The following is a 13,967-nucleotide window of genomic DNA, read 5'->3' as shown; positions in this document are numbered from 1 at the left end:
GGGCTGATCAATGGTGCGGACACTTTCAAAAGGTGCAAGGAAGAGGTCTCCTGTACGGTGAAGTTGAAACGACACCACCGAAAGGAGACCTGACCCATGTTACCCCTGCTGCTGCTCTTCCTCGGACTCCCAGCCCACCAGACCCGCTTCTTCGCTCACCTCATTCCCCTCTGGCAAGCCATTCCAGGCCGGGTCAACGCCAGGAACTTCAGCCGCTACAGCGAGTGGGACGAGCGCACCTTCCGCCGATGGATGCACAAGACGCTGCCCTGGGATGAACTCCACTGGGGACTGGTGCGACTCCTGATTCGCTGGGGGGTCCTCGGTTCACGGTTCATCCTGGCCATCGACGCCAGTTTCATCCCCAAGTCAGGCAAGAAGACCGAAGGGCTCGGGGCGTTCTGGAACGGCTCGCAGAGCCGTTCCGACACCGGACTGGAGTTGTCCTGCCTGGCCCTGATCAGCCTCACCGGCCAGCATGCCTTCCCGCTGGACATCCGTCAGACCCGGCCCAAACAGGACCGGGCAGATCGCCTCGAACAGTATCTGGAGCAACTGAAAGACGTCTTCACCCAGCGACGCGCTTGGCTGTCCGGCCATCTGCGCGCGGTCGTGGCTGACGGCCAGTACGCCAAGAAGATGTTCATGGACGCCGTCCATGCCGAGAAGATCGCTTTCGTCACCAAGCTCCAGTCGAATGCCAACCTGCTCTACCCGTTCACTGGCGCGCATCCCACACGCCGGGGTGCCCGGCGGAAGTGGGGTGGCAAGGTCGATTTCAAAGATTGGAGCGGGTGGCAGAGCGTTCCGGGTGACGCTCAGGAGCGGGTGTGGACGCGGGTGGTGTGGGCCCCTCACTTCGGCCGCTTTCTGCGGGTGGTGGTGATCGAGCGTCTTGATCGGAAGGGTCAGGTGAAGGCCCATGTGGTGCTGTGCAGCACGGACACGACCATGCCGGCACAGGAGATCCGGGCGCTGTACAGCGCCCGGTTCCAGCTGGAGTTCGTCTTCCGTGATGCCAAGCAGTTCGCGGGGCTGACGACCTGCCAGCTCCGGTCGACGACGGGGCTGGAGAATCACTGGAACGCCGCGTGTTTTGCGCTTTCGTTGGGTCGTGCGGAGTACCTACTGGAGCGGTCTGCCCGTACGGGCAGACCGGCTGATGTGGTGCCGTTTTCGTACGAGGACGTGAAGCGGCGCGCGTTTAACCGGCTGTTCGCCTCGCGAATTCTGGCCAATCTGGGTCTTTCACGGCGATTCGTTGAATTGGAGGAACATCCGTCCAGGCCGCTGGATCTCGGCGTCAAAGCTGCTTGAACCTGTCCGCACCATTATCATACGGATTCCGTTTGTTTCGCCGACAATCCGGAACTTCACCGGATTGTCGGCTCCACGTCCGGAACCCGTTTTGCTCCCACTCGCTTCGCTCGGATTGAACGGGCTTTGCAGCCCATTCAATCGGAGTCCGTATCAGTTCACCTCCGCTGCCCTGGTGCAGTTCGGTGAAGATCCAGTTCCACTCTTGGAGCGCTTCAAACAAGAGTTTCCACGCCCGCTGGAATCGCGCGCCACACAACGTTGCGATGGCACAGAGGAGGAGAAACGTCGGTCAGCACGGCATTTTCCCTGTTGCGTCCTGGAGGAGATTTTCGGCCGTGATGAGCCTTTCTCAGCCTGAACAGCCCGGATACGAGCATCTGCCGGTCGAAGTACGAAAAGGCGAGAGGCGTCGGATGTCGTGTGGTACGGGGTACAGGGGATCGAGACACGAAGAATGCTGTTCTGACCGATAAAAATCCACATGGGGCTATGCTCGGTAGCGTCCTGGAGGGCATCTCGTGCCGCCTGGAAACTCTTGTCTGAAGGGCCAGTTGCACCCGCCCGTCGCGAAGGCCGTGATGGCGTCCGGGCCGCGGCACCGGCGGTGGTGGGCGCTTCTGCTTCCGGCCGCGACCCTGGTTGGGCGTAGCCGAGGGCGGGCTGCTCACGTCAGCTGTCGGCCGGTTCCCGCCGGGTCTTTCCTGGCCTGGGGTTGCGCTTTCGTGGAGTTGCGCTCGTGGCCTGCTTCGGGGTTGCCGCGCTGACGGCATTCCGCTCGCGTTTCTGCCGGGTCTTCTTTGCCGGTTTCCAGGTGCCCTGTACGATCGTGTCTGCCTGCGCGTCGTCCAGCTCCGCCGGAATGACTTCCGGGGGCAGTGGGACGCTCTGCCCGGCGCGGATCAGGTGCGGTCCGCTGCCTGTGGCGCGCAGTCTCGTACTTTCCAGGTGCGGGAGCGGCAGGCTCGGCGCGTCCCGCGAGGCCCGCCGGATCGTCGGGGCCAGTCCCTCGGTCCAGAAGCGCGTCAGGTACGCCAGGCGCGTCGTTCCCCCGGCGGCCACGTCGTCCAGGCCCGCTTCCATGGTTGCCGTGAAGTCCTTCTGCATGACCTCCGGCACCTGCCGCGCCAGGTACGTCGCCACCAGCAGCCCCACGGCCGTCACGGACAGGTGGCGCCCGGTCACGCGGACGTACTCACGCGTCTGGAGGGTGGCGAGCGTCTGGGCGTACGTGCTCGGCCGCCCGATCCCGGCCTTCTCCATTGCCTGCACCAGCGTGGCCTCGGAGTACCGGGTGGGGGCGGAGGTCTTCTTCCCCTCCGGAGGTCTGGCCTTGAGGGGTAGGCGCTGTCCCGGCTGGAGGGCCGGGAGGCGCTGATCGTCCTTCTCTTCGTCCTCGTCCTGCAGGAGTTGCAGGTAGCCCGCCTCCTTCAGCACCCGTCCCTGGGCGTTCAGGGTGGCTGCGCCGCAGGTCAGGGTCACCACGGTCTTATCGAACACGGCATCGTTCATCTGGGACGCCACGGTGCGCTGGTAGATCAGGGTGTACAGCGCCAGTTCGTTCCCGCCCAGTCCCACGGTGTCCGGGGCGCGCCAGGTCGTCCCGGCCGGGCGGATCGCCTCGTGGGCCTCCTGGGCGTTCCTGTTGCGGGTCGCGTACTGGCGGGGCTGTGCGGGCACGCCCGCCGGGCCGAACAGCCGGGTGGCTTCCCGGCGCGCCTCGGTCAGGGCCTCGTCCGACAGGGCCGGGGAGTCGGTGCGCATGTACGTGATGTACCCGCCCTCGTACAGCCGCTGGGCGGTGTCCATGACCTGTTTCGCGCTGAGGTTCAGCCGCCCGCCTGCCTGCTGCAGGGTGCTCGTGATGAACGGCGGCGCGGGCCGCGAGCGGGTCTCGGTCAGCTCCACCTGCGCCACAGTCGCCTCCTTCCCGTCCAGGTAGGCACTCAGGGCGCGGGCCTGCTCGTCCGTCATCTCCAGCACGCTCACGCCGCCCTTCAGCACGCCGTCCTGGGTGTAGTCGCCTGCCCGCGCGATCGGCAGGCCCTGCGGGTGCTCGTTGCTGCGGACGTGCGTGACGGTCGCCGTGAATTTCGGGCGGGTCAGGACGTCCGCGCGGATCGACCAGAACGTCGCGGGTTTGAAGCGCATGCGGGCCATCTCCCGCTGAGACAGCAGCATCAGCGCCGCGCTCTGCACGCGGCCCGCGCTGAGGTTTCCGCCCACGCTGCCCCACAGCAGCGGGCTGACGCCGTACCCCACCAGCCGGTCGATGACCCGGCGGGCCTCCTGCGCCGCCACGAGGTGCAGGTCCAGTGGCCGGGTGGCCTTCAGCGCGTTCTGAAGGGCCTCCTGGGTGATCTCGGTGAAGACCATGCGGGTGGGCTGCTCGATCTTCAGCAGGTGGCTGAGGTGGTACGAGATCGCCTCGCCCTCGCGGTCCATGTCGGACGCGAACAGCACCCGGTCGGCCTTTGCAGCGAGTTGCTGGAGTTCCCTCACGGTGGCTTTCTTGCTGGCCGGCACGACGTAGATGGGCGCGAAGGTCTCGGGATTCACACCCAGGTTGGCCCAGGGCTCCGCGCGGTACCGTTCTGGAATCTCCGCTTTCGACCCGGGCAGGTCGCGCACATGCCCGAGCGAGGCGCGCACCACGTAGTCGCGCCCGAGGTACCCGGCGATCTTGCGGGCCTTGGCCGGACTTTCGACGATCACGAGGGTGGCCATGCGTACAGGGTAGCGGTCCCGGTGCCGCCGTACCGTGCCGCTACAGGCGAGTGTGAGGAGCGGAGCCGGCCGTCTCGCGCGGGACAGGGGTGCCGTACCCATACCGCCCGCTCCCATTCCGCTTGCCTCCTGGGTGGCCTGTTCGGGTACGCTGCCGGGAATGACTGTTACTGCTGCGCAGCACCGGGACCACACGGCCCTCACTGAGGAGTTCGCGCAGGCACTGGTGGCTCACCTGAACCGCTTGCGGGCCGAATCCCACCCGGACGATCCGCCCGTGGACCCGGCGAACGTGTGGGGGCAGATGCAGCACCTGCCGCCTCACCTGGAACTGGATTTCTGGACGGTGGAGGAGGCCGGGCAGATCGTCGCGCACGCCCGCACACAGTTGTTCAACAGCGGGGAAAACCAGCATCTGGCGGAACTGGAACTGCTGGTCGCTCCTGGTGCGCGGCGGCGCGGCCTGGGCGGTGACCTGCTGCGGCTCGCGGCTCAGAGCATGCAGGCGCGCGGGCGGACGTTGCTGATCGCGCAGACGACGGACCGCGTTCCGGCCGGCGAGGTGTTCGCGCGCCGGTATGGGTTCCAGCCGGGTCTGAGCAATCATGTCAACCGCCTGCTGCTCGCGGACATCCCCGACGGGTTGCTGGAAGCGTGGACGACCCGACCGGACGACGGGTACACGCTGGAGGTCTGGGCGGACGGTGTGCCGGACGCGGATCTGGACGCGTACGCGCAGCTGCTGAACGTGATGAACAGCGCGCCCCGTGACGGGCTGGATGTGGAGGACCAGCGCACCACCCCCGAGGAGGTGCGCTCCATGGAGCGCCTGGCGCGCGCTGGGGGCCGCCAGACCCTGACGGCGGTCATTCGCGCGCCGGACGGAACGCTGGCGGGCCTGACGGACCTGTCGTGGCGGCCAGCGCAGCGGGGCATTGTGGCGCAGGGGAATACCGGGGTGCGGCCGGAACACCGGGGGCACGGGCTGGGCGGATGGTTGAAGGCAGCGAACATCTGCGAGATGCAGCGTCTGAATCCGCACGCCACCGAGATCCGAACGCAGAACGCGGACAGCAACGGCCCGATGCTGAAGATCAACGCGGCGCTGGGCGTCCGGCCGTTCATGGCGTCCACGGTCTGGCGGGCGAATGTGACGCTTGTCCTGGACAGTCCAGAGAGGTCCACCGCCCGGCCGTAACGCCGACCCCGGCGAGGTGGGGGAGAGGCGCTGGCCGATCCGGCCTGTCGGGCCTGACCGGGACTTCCAGTAGTTGACAGAACTGGTCCACTGGTCTAGAGTCGCCTCCGGCTTCACGGAAGCCACCTTTATCCAGAGTGGGCGCGAGGTCACTGGACCGCAGACCGCCACAGCAACCAGCCCTCATTACGGCGGGTGCTTTCCAGCCCTGCGCGCCCCAACGATGATTCCGGGCCGCAGAACGGGTAAAGGAAGGGTGTACCTCACCGCAGGTCAGCGCACGATTGCCGTCCCCTTCCCAAGCGAACAGCCCAGGAAGGGGACGTCTGCCGTTCCTTCCGCCTGCCTCACCGGAGATCACCCGTGCCTGACCCATCCACCCCGGACGTCCTGGACTTCCAGAACGTCTGCAAGACCTATGCGGGCCAGCCCCGTCCCGCCCTGAACGACCTGACCCTGCGCGTCCCGCGCGGCAGCCGCATGGGCGTCATCGGCCGCAGCGGCGCCGGCAAGAGCACCCTGGTGCGCCTGCTCAGCGGCCTGGACACCCCGGACGCCGGGAGGCTGCTCGTGCGGGGCGAGGTGCTCGGCCCCGCCACCCGCGCCGCCCACCAGGCCCGCACCGGACTGGTCTTCCAGCAGTTCAACCTGCTCGCGCAGCGCACGGTGCTGCGCAACGTGACCCTGCCACTGGAACTGCGCGGCGTGCCCCGCGCCCGCCGGGACGCCCTGGCCCGCGAACACCTCGACCTCGTCGGGCTGGGCGAGTACGCCGGACGCTACCCCGCGCAACTCAGCGGCGGCCAGAAGCAGCGCGTCGGGATCGCGCGCGCCCTGGTCACCGCCCCGGACCTGCTGCTGGCCGACGAGGCCACCAGCGCCCTGGACCCGGAAACCAGCGCCGGCATCCTGAGCCTGTTGCTGGACCTGCAACGCGAGCGGGACCTCACCCTGGTGATCGTCACGCACCAGCTGGAAGTCGTGCGGGCCATCACGACCCACGTCGCGGTCCTGGACGGCGGGCAACTGGTCGAGACCGGTGAGACGGCCACCGTGCTGCGCGCCCCCCGGCACGCCGCCACCCGCGCGCTGCTGGACGCGCACCGTCCCCGCGTGCCGCTCGCGCCGGACGAGACGCTGCGCCGCGTGACGCTGCCCGACCTGAACCCGGACACGCTGGCCGCCCTGGCCCGCACCGGCGCCCGCATCGTGCAGGCCGAGCCGCACCCGCAGGGCCTGGACGTCTGGATCGCCGCGCCCGCCGCGTCCCCCGAATGGGCGGTGCCCGCATGACCTGGGACGTGCTGTGGCCGCTGCTGTGGCAGGGCACCCTCGAAACCCTGTGGATGGTCGTCCCGGCGGCGCTGTGCGCGCAACTGCTGGGCACGGCGCTGGGCGTGCTGCTCACCCTCACCCGGCCCGGCGGCCTGCACCCGCAACGCCCGCTGTTCCGCGTGCTGGACGCCGCCGTGAACGTGGGTCGCAGCCTGCCGTTCATCATCCTGCTCGTCCTGCTGATTCCCTTCACGCGCCTGATCACCGGCACCAGCATCGGCTCCACCGCCGCCATCGTGCCCCTGACCGTCGCGGCGATTCCCTTCGTGGCCCGGCTGGTGGACGGCGCGCTGAAAGACGTCCCGCACGGTGTGGTGGACGCCGCGCGCGCCATGGGCGCCACCACCGCCCAGACGGTCTTCAAGGTCCTGCTGCCCGAGGCGCGCCCCGCGCTGATCCACGCGTTCACGGTCATGCTCGTCAGCCTGATCGGCTACAGCGCCATGGCCGGAGCCATCGGCGGCGGCGGCCTGGGCGACCTCGCCATCCGCTACGGCTACCAGCGTTTCGAGACCGGCGTGATGATCGCCACCGTCGCCGCCCTGCTCGTCCTCGTGCAGCTCACGCAGTGGGCCGGGGACCGCGCCGCCGCGCGCAGCGACCACCGCTGACCGCCCGACCCCGCTCCAGTCCCACACGACCCCCAACCACAAGCCCAACCAAAAGATCCCCAAGGAGTCCCTCCATGCGATTCTCTGCCCCCCTGACCGGCCTGCTCGGTACCCTGCTGCTCACCTCCACCGCCGCCGCCGGCACCCTCCGCGTGGGCGCCACCCCCGTTCCCGCCGGGGAACTCCTCACCTTCGTCAAACCCATGCTGGCAAAGCAGGGTGTCACGCTGATCATCCGGGAATTCAGCGACTACGTGCAACCCAACGTCGCCCTGGGAGAGGGCGCGCTGGACGCCAACCTGTTCCAGCACGTCCCGTACCTGAACGCCTTTCAGCAGAACCGCCCGCTGAACATCGTGCCGGTCCGCCGGATCTACCTGCCCCCCCTGGGCCTGTACTCCCGCCGGGTCACGAAGGTCACCGACCTGCGCCAGGGCGCCACCGTCGCCATTCCCAACGACCCCAGCAACGGCGCCCGCGCCCTGCTGCTCCTGGAACGTGCCGGACTGATCCGTCTCAAGGCCGGCGTGGGCGCCCGCGCCGCCGTGACCGACATCACCAGCAACGTCAAACGCCTCAAGTTGCGCGAACTGGACGCCGCGCAACTGCCCCGCAGCCTCGCGGACGTGGACGCCGCCATCGTCAACACCAACTACGCCCTGGAAATCGGCCTGAACCCCGACCGGGACGCCATCTTCCTCGAGGGAAGCAGCAGCCCGTACGTGAACGTGCTGGCCACCACCCGCGACAGGGTGAACAACCCGGACCTCGCGAAACTCGCGGCGGCACTCACCAGCCCCGAGGCGAAAGCGTGGCTGCTGAAGAAGTACGGCGGCAGCATCATCCCCGCCTTCTGACCCGCCTGACCCTCACCCCAAACCTCCCCCTTTTACCCCCACGAGGAGTTCCACCATGCGTACCCTGCTGATCCTGTCCGCCCTGCTCGCCGCCACGACCGCCACCGCCGGCACCCTGCGAGTCGGCGCGAGCCCCGTCCCGCACGCAGACATCCTGAACTTCGTCAAACCCATCCTGGCCAAGCAGGGCGTCACGCTGGTCATCCGCGAATTCAACGACTACGTGCAGCCCAACGTCGCCCTGGCCGACGGCAGCATCGACGTGAACTTCTTCCAGCACACCCCCTACCTCACCGCGTTCCAGAAGGACCGCCCGCTGGGCCTCGTGGCCGGCGCGGCCGTTCACGTCGAACCCATGGGCCTGTACTCCCGGCGCGTGAAGGCCCTGCGTGACCTGAAGACCGGCGCGACCATCGCCATTCCGAACGACCCCAGCAACAGCGGCCGCGCCCTGAAACTCCTGGAACGCGCCGGCCTGATCCGCCTCAAGGCCGGTGCCGGCACGGCGGCCACGACCCTGGACATCACCAGCAACGTCAAACGCCTCAAGTTCCGCGAACTCGACGCGGCCCAACTGCCCCGCGTCCTGGCCGACGTGGACGCCGCCATCATCAACACCAACTACGCCCTGGACGCCGGGCTGAACCCGCTCAGGGACGCCCTGACCCTGGAAGGCTCCAGCAGTCCCTACGCCAACCGCCTGGTCGTTCAGCCCGCCACGCTGAAGAACCCCGACTACCTCAAACTCGTGGCGGCCCTGCGGAGCCCCGCCACCCGCACCTTCATCCTGAACACCTACAAGGGCGCCGTCGTTCCCGCCTTCTGAGGACTGTGCAGGTGGGCGAAGGTGGCCGGTGAACGTACCGGCACCATCCGCCGCCACGCGACTCCCCGGACCGGATGGCTGTCCAGTCTGGGGGTCGCTGTTTGATATGGACAGTCGGCGCGGCTGTCGGATTTTCAGACTGCTGGACATAGATTAGTGTCTCGCAGCTCGAATAGTTGCGCCACAGGGCATGAGTAGAGCGGAGTTCGCACCTCATTACCCGTATCAACAAGGATATCTGCTGAGGTGCCCGAAGGGGAGGATCTTTCGGACATGGGCCTGTATGCTGGACAGTGTGTGATTAGCGGGGGGAGTTAGACAAGTCGCCAGAAGTGCTATTTGACGTCCCAGCGCTAAAATATCTCAGGCAAATCCAAAGAATAGTACCCCAATATACCGATTGTAATCTAGACTATTGTTTCTAAAAACCGCGTCCAGCGCGCTTATGTTTTTAGCTAAAAAGGCAAGTTGCCTTTAATGGGTGGTCATTTCTAGCGTCTTGGACGGCAAATTTAGTGCCGACTTTACAAATGATACCCGCTAATCACAGACAAGTCAAAGATGTCCGGTACTGAAGCTGCTCAGAGATGAGGATAGAAGTGGGCCAGAAGGATACGGTAATATGTACAAAGTCTACTATTGGACGGAGCCGAAAAGAAAATGATGGCAGCTAGATTCTTAATCCCCATATTTATTTTGTCAAGTTGTGCAGGCAGTCCACTACCCACGGCTAAGGAAATTATCGGCTCCTGGAGATATGGAGGCCTCACCTTGATTGTAAAAGAAAATAATGAATACGCATATTCCGGCCCCAATAGTACCTCTGAGGGAAAATATAAATATAACCCTAAAAGTGGCAAGCTGGATCTAATGGACAAAAATGGCATTATTTCAAGTGATTTTCAATTTAAATCTGCATATAGGGATGGTCAGATGACATATGCAATAGAATTTGGGGATAGTTATATGGAAAAAGTAAATAGCGATGGAAAATAAGACTGCTCCACGACAAATTAGACGGCTATGCAATCGCAGCATTAGAGCTTATTTAGAGATTTGGCACCAGTATGCCTCTCTCTGACCGCCTGACAGATTTTATGAGATAAAGTGAAAACTGACGTGCCAGCCATTTTTGAGTGCCTCTAACGAGGACGGCTGGCCACGCTTTCTGGGTTTCGGTGGCTCGGGGTCCGGGCCGCCCCGCAATTTCAGGGTTCTGAAGAACCTCTGACGTCGACTCAGCGCGTAGCTCATCGCTTCATGCCCGATTTTCAGGTCGCTCAGTCCGCGCTGCCAGTGGGGATCGACGCGTCGTCGATCCCCACGTTCCACCACGTCCAGCCCCTCGGAGACTAGTAGCAACGTTGCCACCGAGATCACCATGACCAGCCGTTCCAGGCTGTTCGCATCCCGCAGTTTGGACGCTTCCAGCTCGAACAGGCCGCTCTTCTCATTCAGGAACCCTTCCTCGATCTGGAAGCGCTCGCTGTACTCGCCAAAGGTTTCCACGCTGGTGGGCTCGTTACTCACCCCCTGTCATTGCTCTGGGTCGTCTGATGGACGACCCAGAATGACGTCCACCGGTCCAAATTGTCGTCCGGTCAGACGTACATGGTGGAAGCCCCTCGGTTGGAGCCTCACGTCGCTGATCTTGTTGGGGCGCTGCCCGTCTGGCGTGCTGAGGATCAGGGTGGATTTGACACGGATGCGGCAGGCCCAGCGGCCAAGTGTCCACAGGGCGCTGTTCTGGCCAAAAGGGCGCAGTGCTGGAGCCATGCCATCAGGCGGACCTGACGAATACCCACGAAGTTCAGGAGACCTTCGGCCTCTGCGAGCACCGGGAGCAGTTCGTCCGTATCGACCTGGGCACTGGAATGCTCGATAGGGTTCATGCAGCGCAGTTGGTCACAGATACCTCTGTGTTGGTGCTGTGCATCCGCAAATCACGTCTCAGACGGCCTTTTCCGGGAAGTCTGCAGGAGGCCCAGGAAGGCCATTTGGCAGGCATTCGAGGGCCGTAGAGCCTCGGTTTTTAAATCTAGGTTTTCACACTAATGTCAATTGGTTTGAAAAAGTAGCATTCTGCCCGCTACACTGCCGGACGTGACCCTCCTGCGTACTTCTGGTCGTTTCCCAGCCCGGCGGCCTGCATGACCCTCGTCCAGCTGCGCAACGCCGTGACCATCAGCGGCCTCGACGACCGCGCCCTGCGGGTCCGGGCGGTCGAGGCGGCCAGCACCTACGACGACGACATGCTCACCATGATCACGCACGCGTACATGACGGTCGCCAGTCGCAAGGGTGCGCGCACCAGCCGCCGCACCCTGGAAGCGTACGCCCTGGCCGTCAAGGATTACGTCCGCTGGGCGGAGCGCACGGGCGTGTCCGTCCTGCGGCCGGGCCGGCGTGATGGCGGCCGGTACGTGGCGCACCTGCAGACCCGTCCCAGCCAGGGCCGGGGCCGCAGCGGGCCGCTGTCTGCCGCGACGGCCGCGCAGTACGTGGCCGGGGCGCGCGCCCTGTACCGCGCGCTCAGCTGGGCCGGCGCGACCGACGCCCACCCGTTCCAGGACGCGCACGTCGCGCCGGATCCCACGCCCGGCATCGTGAAGAACCCCCCGTACCTGCATGAGGTCGATCAGGTTCTCCCGCACTGTGACGCGCGCCTCGCGGCCCTGATGCTGCTGTGCGCGCACGCGGGCCTGCGCGTCAGCGAGGCGCTGGCGCTGACGACCGCCGACGTGCACGGCGCGTCCCTGACCGTGCGGGGGAAGGGGGGCCGGGTGCGGCGCGTGCCACTGGGCCGCCGCGTGCGGGAGGCTCTGAACGCCGCGCCGCCGCTGGACGCGGACGGCCGGCTGTTCGACTGGAAGTACGCGCAGGCCACGTACCGGATGCGCAAGGCGTTCCGTGCGGCCGGACTTGGTGAGGCGTGGCGGGGCTTTCACGCGGCCAGGAAACATTCGGGCACGCGGTTGTATCAGGCGACGCGGGATTTCACGCGGGTGGGGTTGTTCCTGGGGCATGCGTCGGTGGACACGACCCGCCGGTATGTGGCCGTGCAGGACAACGATGTGGCCAGTGAGGTCGAGTTCTTCTGAGTGTCGGGGCCTGAAGTGGCCGTTATGGACACCGTTACTTTATTGGAATGTATATGACTGCTTGGGAGAGACATCCAGACTGGTGGAATCGCCTCCCTCCGCGATTGGACGCCTGACATGCCAGGTGTTCGGGCCTGATCGAGTCCAGGGTGGCGGTCAGGCCTCGTGGGGCTGCGCGGGCGAGGCGAATTTGAGAACCACATCCGTGGCCCCGACCGAAAGCTACGGCGTGGGCACACGCTGGCAGGCCCGCAGCGGCGGTGAAGTGATCACCGTCGCCCGGACCAGCCAGACCCCCACCCGCAACAGCAGCGTGATCCTGTACCACCTGAGCAACGGTCAGGAGCTCAAGGCCTTCAAGCTCATGAGCCGCTACGACCAGCTGAAATCCAGCGCGTGATGGTCGGGGTATCTCCCAATCGAACGTCCATCCCGCCTGTCTGTCGTTCTGCCGAGTCACAATCCATCCGCGCAGAACGTCATGGAGCGTCCGTCCGCTGAGGTCGACTGGAACGGGGCCGTCAGCCCTCCGGGTTCGCCTGGGTTTTCTCGGGCGAAGCGAATTTGAGAGCCACGATCGTACCCACCAGGACCGCGAGCAGGCCTAAGCGCAGGGCGCTGGCACTCTCGCCGAACAGCGCGATGCCGGCCAGTGCGGTGCCGAACGCGCCGATGCCCGTCCAGATCGCGTAGGCGGTGCCCAGCGGAATGGATTTGATCGCCTGAGTCAACAGCCCGAAACTCGCGGCGGCGCAGACCACGAACGTCAGTGACGGCAGCAACACGGAGAAGTTCTGAGACAGCTTCAAGCTGATCGTGAATCCGATCTCGAACAGCCCTGCCAGAAATACATAGATCCAGCCCATACCGACCTCCGGAGCCGCTTCGACGAGCGGCGGGTCAAGACACGAATTTCAATCCGACGATGGTCGCGACCAGCAGGGCCAGCAGGCCCAGTCGCAGCGGATTGGCCGACTCGCGGAAGAACAGGATGCCGACGAGTGCGGTGCCCACGGCGCCGATGCCGGTCCAGACGGCGTAGGCGGTCCCCAGGGGGATGACCGTCATGGCGCTGGTCAGCAGCCAGAAGCTCAGTGGTGCCAGTGCGAAGAATGCCAGTGACGGCCACAGTTTCTTGAAGCCCTGCGACAACTTCATTGAGGTCGTGAACCCGACTTCCGCCAGTCCGGCGCCGATCAGAAAGAACCATTCCATAGAGCCTCCTCTCAGGTCACATCCGACGTGAGATCGAGCAGTACCTGCTCGATCTGGATTCGCAGCGCACCCTGTGGAACGGCGGCGCCCATCAGTTCGGCGAAGTACAGGCCTTCCACGGCGAGCCGGGCTACGGTGGCGCGCGCGGGGTCGAGTCCACTCTGCTCCAGTTGCGTCTGCCACCCGTCGGCCGCGTGACGGAAGCGGGTCAACAACTCCGGTTCGTGGGTGACGATGGCCAGGAGTGCGGCGGTCGATGCTTTGACCCGTTCGTCCCGGAGCTCCTCGAGGGTGGCCTGCACGAAGGCGCGGGGGTAGGAGGCGCCGCGTGCCGTGTGCTGCGCGATGCGGTGTTCGAAATCGTCGAGGTAGGCTTGGAGCAGGCCGACGATCAGGTGGTGCTTGCTGGGGTAGTGGTAGAGCAGTCCGCCTTTGCTGACGCCGGCTTCGCGTGCGACGGCGTCAAGGGTGAGGTGGTTGACGCCGTCGCGGTGGATGATCACGGTGGCGGCGGAGAGGAGCAGGGCGCGGGTATCGCCCGCCCGGTTGGTTGGTGGTGGAATCGACTTGGTCATAAGTCAGTGTACCGTCCAGACGGTATAGTAGATGAGAGAGGCATTCACAAAGGCGGAGTGTAAGGGCGCCCTCTCCTCTTCAGTCCATTGCACTACCCAAGAGTGCTGACGGGCACGGGTCAGTATCCGCCCTGCCTGAGCCGGAGCCCCGGCAGGGCGGGGAAGCGGCGTGAAGGTGAGTGTGCGGGAATGGGAACCCCCAGCT

The 13,967-nt window shown here is 65.4% G+C and carries 14 protein-coding genes; 9 read left to right on the top strand and 5 right to left on the bottom strand.

Features of this window, described 5'->3' with window-relative positions:
• Positions 1-96 precede the first annotated feature (96 nt).
• Positions 97-1,317, top strand: coding sequence for a transposase (locus tag BXU09_RS17100; protein WP_144011945.1), 1,221 nt, complete (start codon positions 97-99; stop codon positions 1,315-1,317).
• Between the two features lie 672 nt (positions 1,318-1,989).
• Here the strand turns inward: BXU09_RS17100 and topA are convergent.
• Positions 1,990-4,044: a type I DNA topoisomerase gene (gene topA / locus BXU09_RS17095; protein ID WP_078305544.1), complete on the bottom strand. Its 2,055-nt coding sequence runs from the start codon at positions 4,042-4,044 to the stop codon at positions 1,990-1,992.
• A gap of 160 nt (positions 4,045-4,204) precedes the next feature.
• Here topA and BXU09_RS17090 point away from each other — a divergent pair, with 160 nt between their 5' ends.
• The 6 genes from BXU09_RS17090 (at position 4,205) to BXU09_RS20430 (ending at position 9,867) form a co-directional block, all read left to right on the top strand.
• On the top strand, positions 4,205-5,242 hold the full coding sequence (locus BXU09_RS17090; RefSeq protein WP_078305543.1) for a GNAT family N-acetyltransferase: 1,038 nt from the start codon (positions 4,205-4,207) through the stop codon (positions 5,240-5,242).
• Positions 5,243-5,605: 363 nt separating this feature from the next.
• Positions 5,606-6,535 (top strand): ATP-binding cassette domain-containing protein, encoded by a 930-nt coding sequence (locus BXU09_RS17085; RefSeq protein ID WP_078305542.1) that lies wholly within the window; start codon positions 5,606-5,608, stop codon positions 6,533-6,535.
• The gene (locus BXU09_RS17080) at positions 6,532-7,188 is read left to right on the top strand and encodes a methionine ABC transporter permease (protein ID WP_078305577.1); all 657 of its coding nucleotides are present in this window, start codon (positions 6,532-6,534) and stop codon (positions 7,186-7,188) included. The genes BXU09_RS17085 and BXU09_RS17080 overlap by 4 nt, the downstream gene beginning before the upstream one ends.
• A gap of 74 nt (positions 7,189-7,262) precedes the next feature.
• Positions 7,263-8,045, top strand: coding sequence for a MetQ/NlpA family ABC transporter substrate-binding protein (locus BXU09_RS17075; RefSeq protein ID WP_078305541.1), 783 nt, complete (start codon positions 7,263-7,265; stop codon positions 8,043-8,045).
• Positions 8,046-8,100: 55 nt separating this feature from the next.
• A complete protein-coding gene (locus BXU09_RS17070; protein WP_078305540.1) occupies positions 8,101-8,871 on the top strand; it encodes a MetQ/NlpA family ABC transporter substrate-binding protein in 771 nt (256 codons plus the stop codon).
• 639 nt (positions 8,872-9,510) lie between these two features.
• Positions 9,511-9,867 (top strand): hypothetical protein, encoded by a 357-nt coding sequence (locus BXU09_RS20430; protein WP_144012321.1) that lies wholly within the window; start codon positions 9,511-9,513, stop codon positions 9,865-9,867.
• A 99-nt stretch (positions 9,868-9,966) separates the two neighbouring features.
• On the opposite strand, the gene BXU09_RS20425 is transcribed toward BXU09_RS20430, so the two are convergent.
• On the bottom strand, positions 9,967-10,401 hold the full coding sequence (locus tag BXU09_RS20425; RefSeq protein ID WP_144012320.1) for a hypothetical protein: 435 nt from the start codon (positions 10,399-10,401) through the stop codon (positions 9,967-9,969).
• Between the two features lie 620 nt (positions 10,402-11,021).
• On the opposite strand from BXU09_RS20425, the gene BXU09_RS17060 reads away from it, so the two are divergent.
• On the top strand, positions 11,022-11,972 hold the full coding sequence (locus BXU09_RS17060; protein WP_078305539.1) for a tyrosine-type recombinase/integrase: 951 nt from the start codon (positions 11,022-11,024) through the stop codon (positions 11,970-11,972).
• Positions 11,973-12,177: 205 nt separating this feature from the next.
• Complete coding sequence (locus BXU09_RS17055) at positions 12,178-12,372, top strand: hypothetical protein (RefSeq protein ID WP_078305538.1); 195 nt, start codon at positions 12,178-12,180, stop codon at positions 12,370-12,372.
• A 121-nt stretch (positions 12,373-12,493) separates the two neighbouring features.
• Here BXU09_RS17055 and BXU09_RS17050 read toward each other — a convergent pair whose 3' ends face one another.
• From BXU09_RS17050 to BXU09_RS17040, 3 genes are read right to left on the bottom strand one after another with little or no spacing between them, the layout of a single operon-like run.
• Positions 12,494-12,838: a multidrug efflux SMR transporter gene (locus BXU09_RS17050; RefSeq protein WP_078305537.1), complete on the bottom strand. Its 345-nt coding sequence runs from the start codon at positions 12,836-12,838 to the stop codon at positions 12,494-12,496.
• 34 nt (positions 12,839-12,872) lie between these two features.
• Complete coding sequence (locus tag BXU09_RS17045) at positions 12,873-13,187, bottom strand: multidrug efflux SMR transporter (RefSeq protein WP_078305536.1); 315 nt, start codon at positions 13,185-13,187, stop codon at positions 12,873-12,875.
• 11 nt (positions 13,188-13,198) lie between these two features.
• Positions 13,199-13,762, bottom strand: a complete 564-nt coding sequence (locus BXU09_RS17040) for a TetR family transcriptional regulator (protein WP_078305535.1) — start codon at positions 13,760-13,762, stop codon at positions 13,199-13,201.
• Between the last annotated feature and the right edge of the window lie 205 nt (positions 13,763-13,967).

The organism is Deinococcus sp. LM3 (genome assembly GCF_002017875.1).
Classification (GTDB): domain Bacteria; phylum Deinococcota; class Deinococci; order Deinococcales; family Deinococcaceae; genus Deinococcus.
Note: the sequence above shows the minus strand (reverse complement) of the source record. Positions and strands in the feature narration are given on the sequence as shown.

Excerpts from the sequence above, each read along its gene's own strand:
- BXU09_RS17070 (WP_078305540.1), top strand. The coding sequence starts at position 8,101 with ATGCGTACCCTGCTGATCCTGTCCGCCCTGCTCGCCGCCACGACCGCC.
- BXU09_RS17090 (WP_078305543.1), top strand. The coding sequence starts at position 4,205 with ATGACTGTTACTGCTGCGCAGCACCGGGACCACACGGCCCTCACTGAG.
- BXU09_RS17100 (WP_144011945.1), top strand. The coding sequence starts at position 97 with ATGTTACCCCTGCTGCTGCTCTTCCTCGGACTCCCAGCCCACCAGACC.
- topA (WP_078305544.1), bottom strand. The coding sequence starts at position 4,044 with ATGGCCACCCTCGTGATCGTCGAAAGTCCGGCCAAGGCCCGCAAGATC.
- BXU09_RS17045 (WP_078305536.1), bottom strand. The coding sequence starts at position 13,187 with ATGGAATGGTTCTTTCTGATCGGCGCCGGACTGGCGGAAGTCGGGTTC.
- BXU09_RS17060 (WP_078305539.1), top strand. The coding sequence starts at position 11,022 with ATGACCCTCGTCCAGCTGCGCAACGCCGTGACCATCAGCGGCCTCGAC.
- BXU09_RS17080 (WP_078305577.1), top strand. The coding sequence starts at position 6,532 with ATGACCTGGGACGTGCTGTGGCCGCTGCTGTGGCAGGGCACCCTCGAA.
- BXU09_RS17050 (WP_078305537.1), bottom strand. The coding sequence starts at position 12,838 with ATGGGCTGGATCTATGTATTTCTGGCAGGGCTGTTCGAGATCGGATTC.
- BXU09_RS17040 (WP_078305535.1), bottom strand. The coding sequence starts at position 13,762 with ATGACCAAGTCGATTCCACCACCAACCAACCGGGCGGGCGATACCCGC.
- BXU09_RS17075 (WP_078305541.1), top strand. The coding sequence starts at position 7,263 with ATGCGATTCTCTGCCCCCCTGACCGGCCTGCTCGGTACCCTGCTGCTC.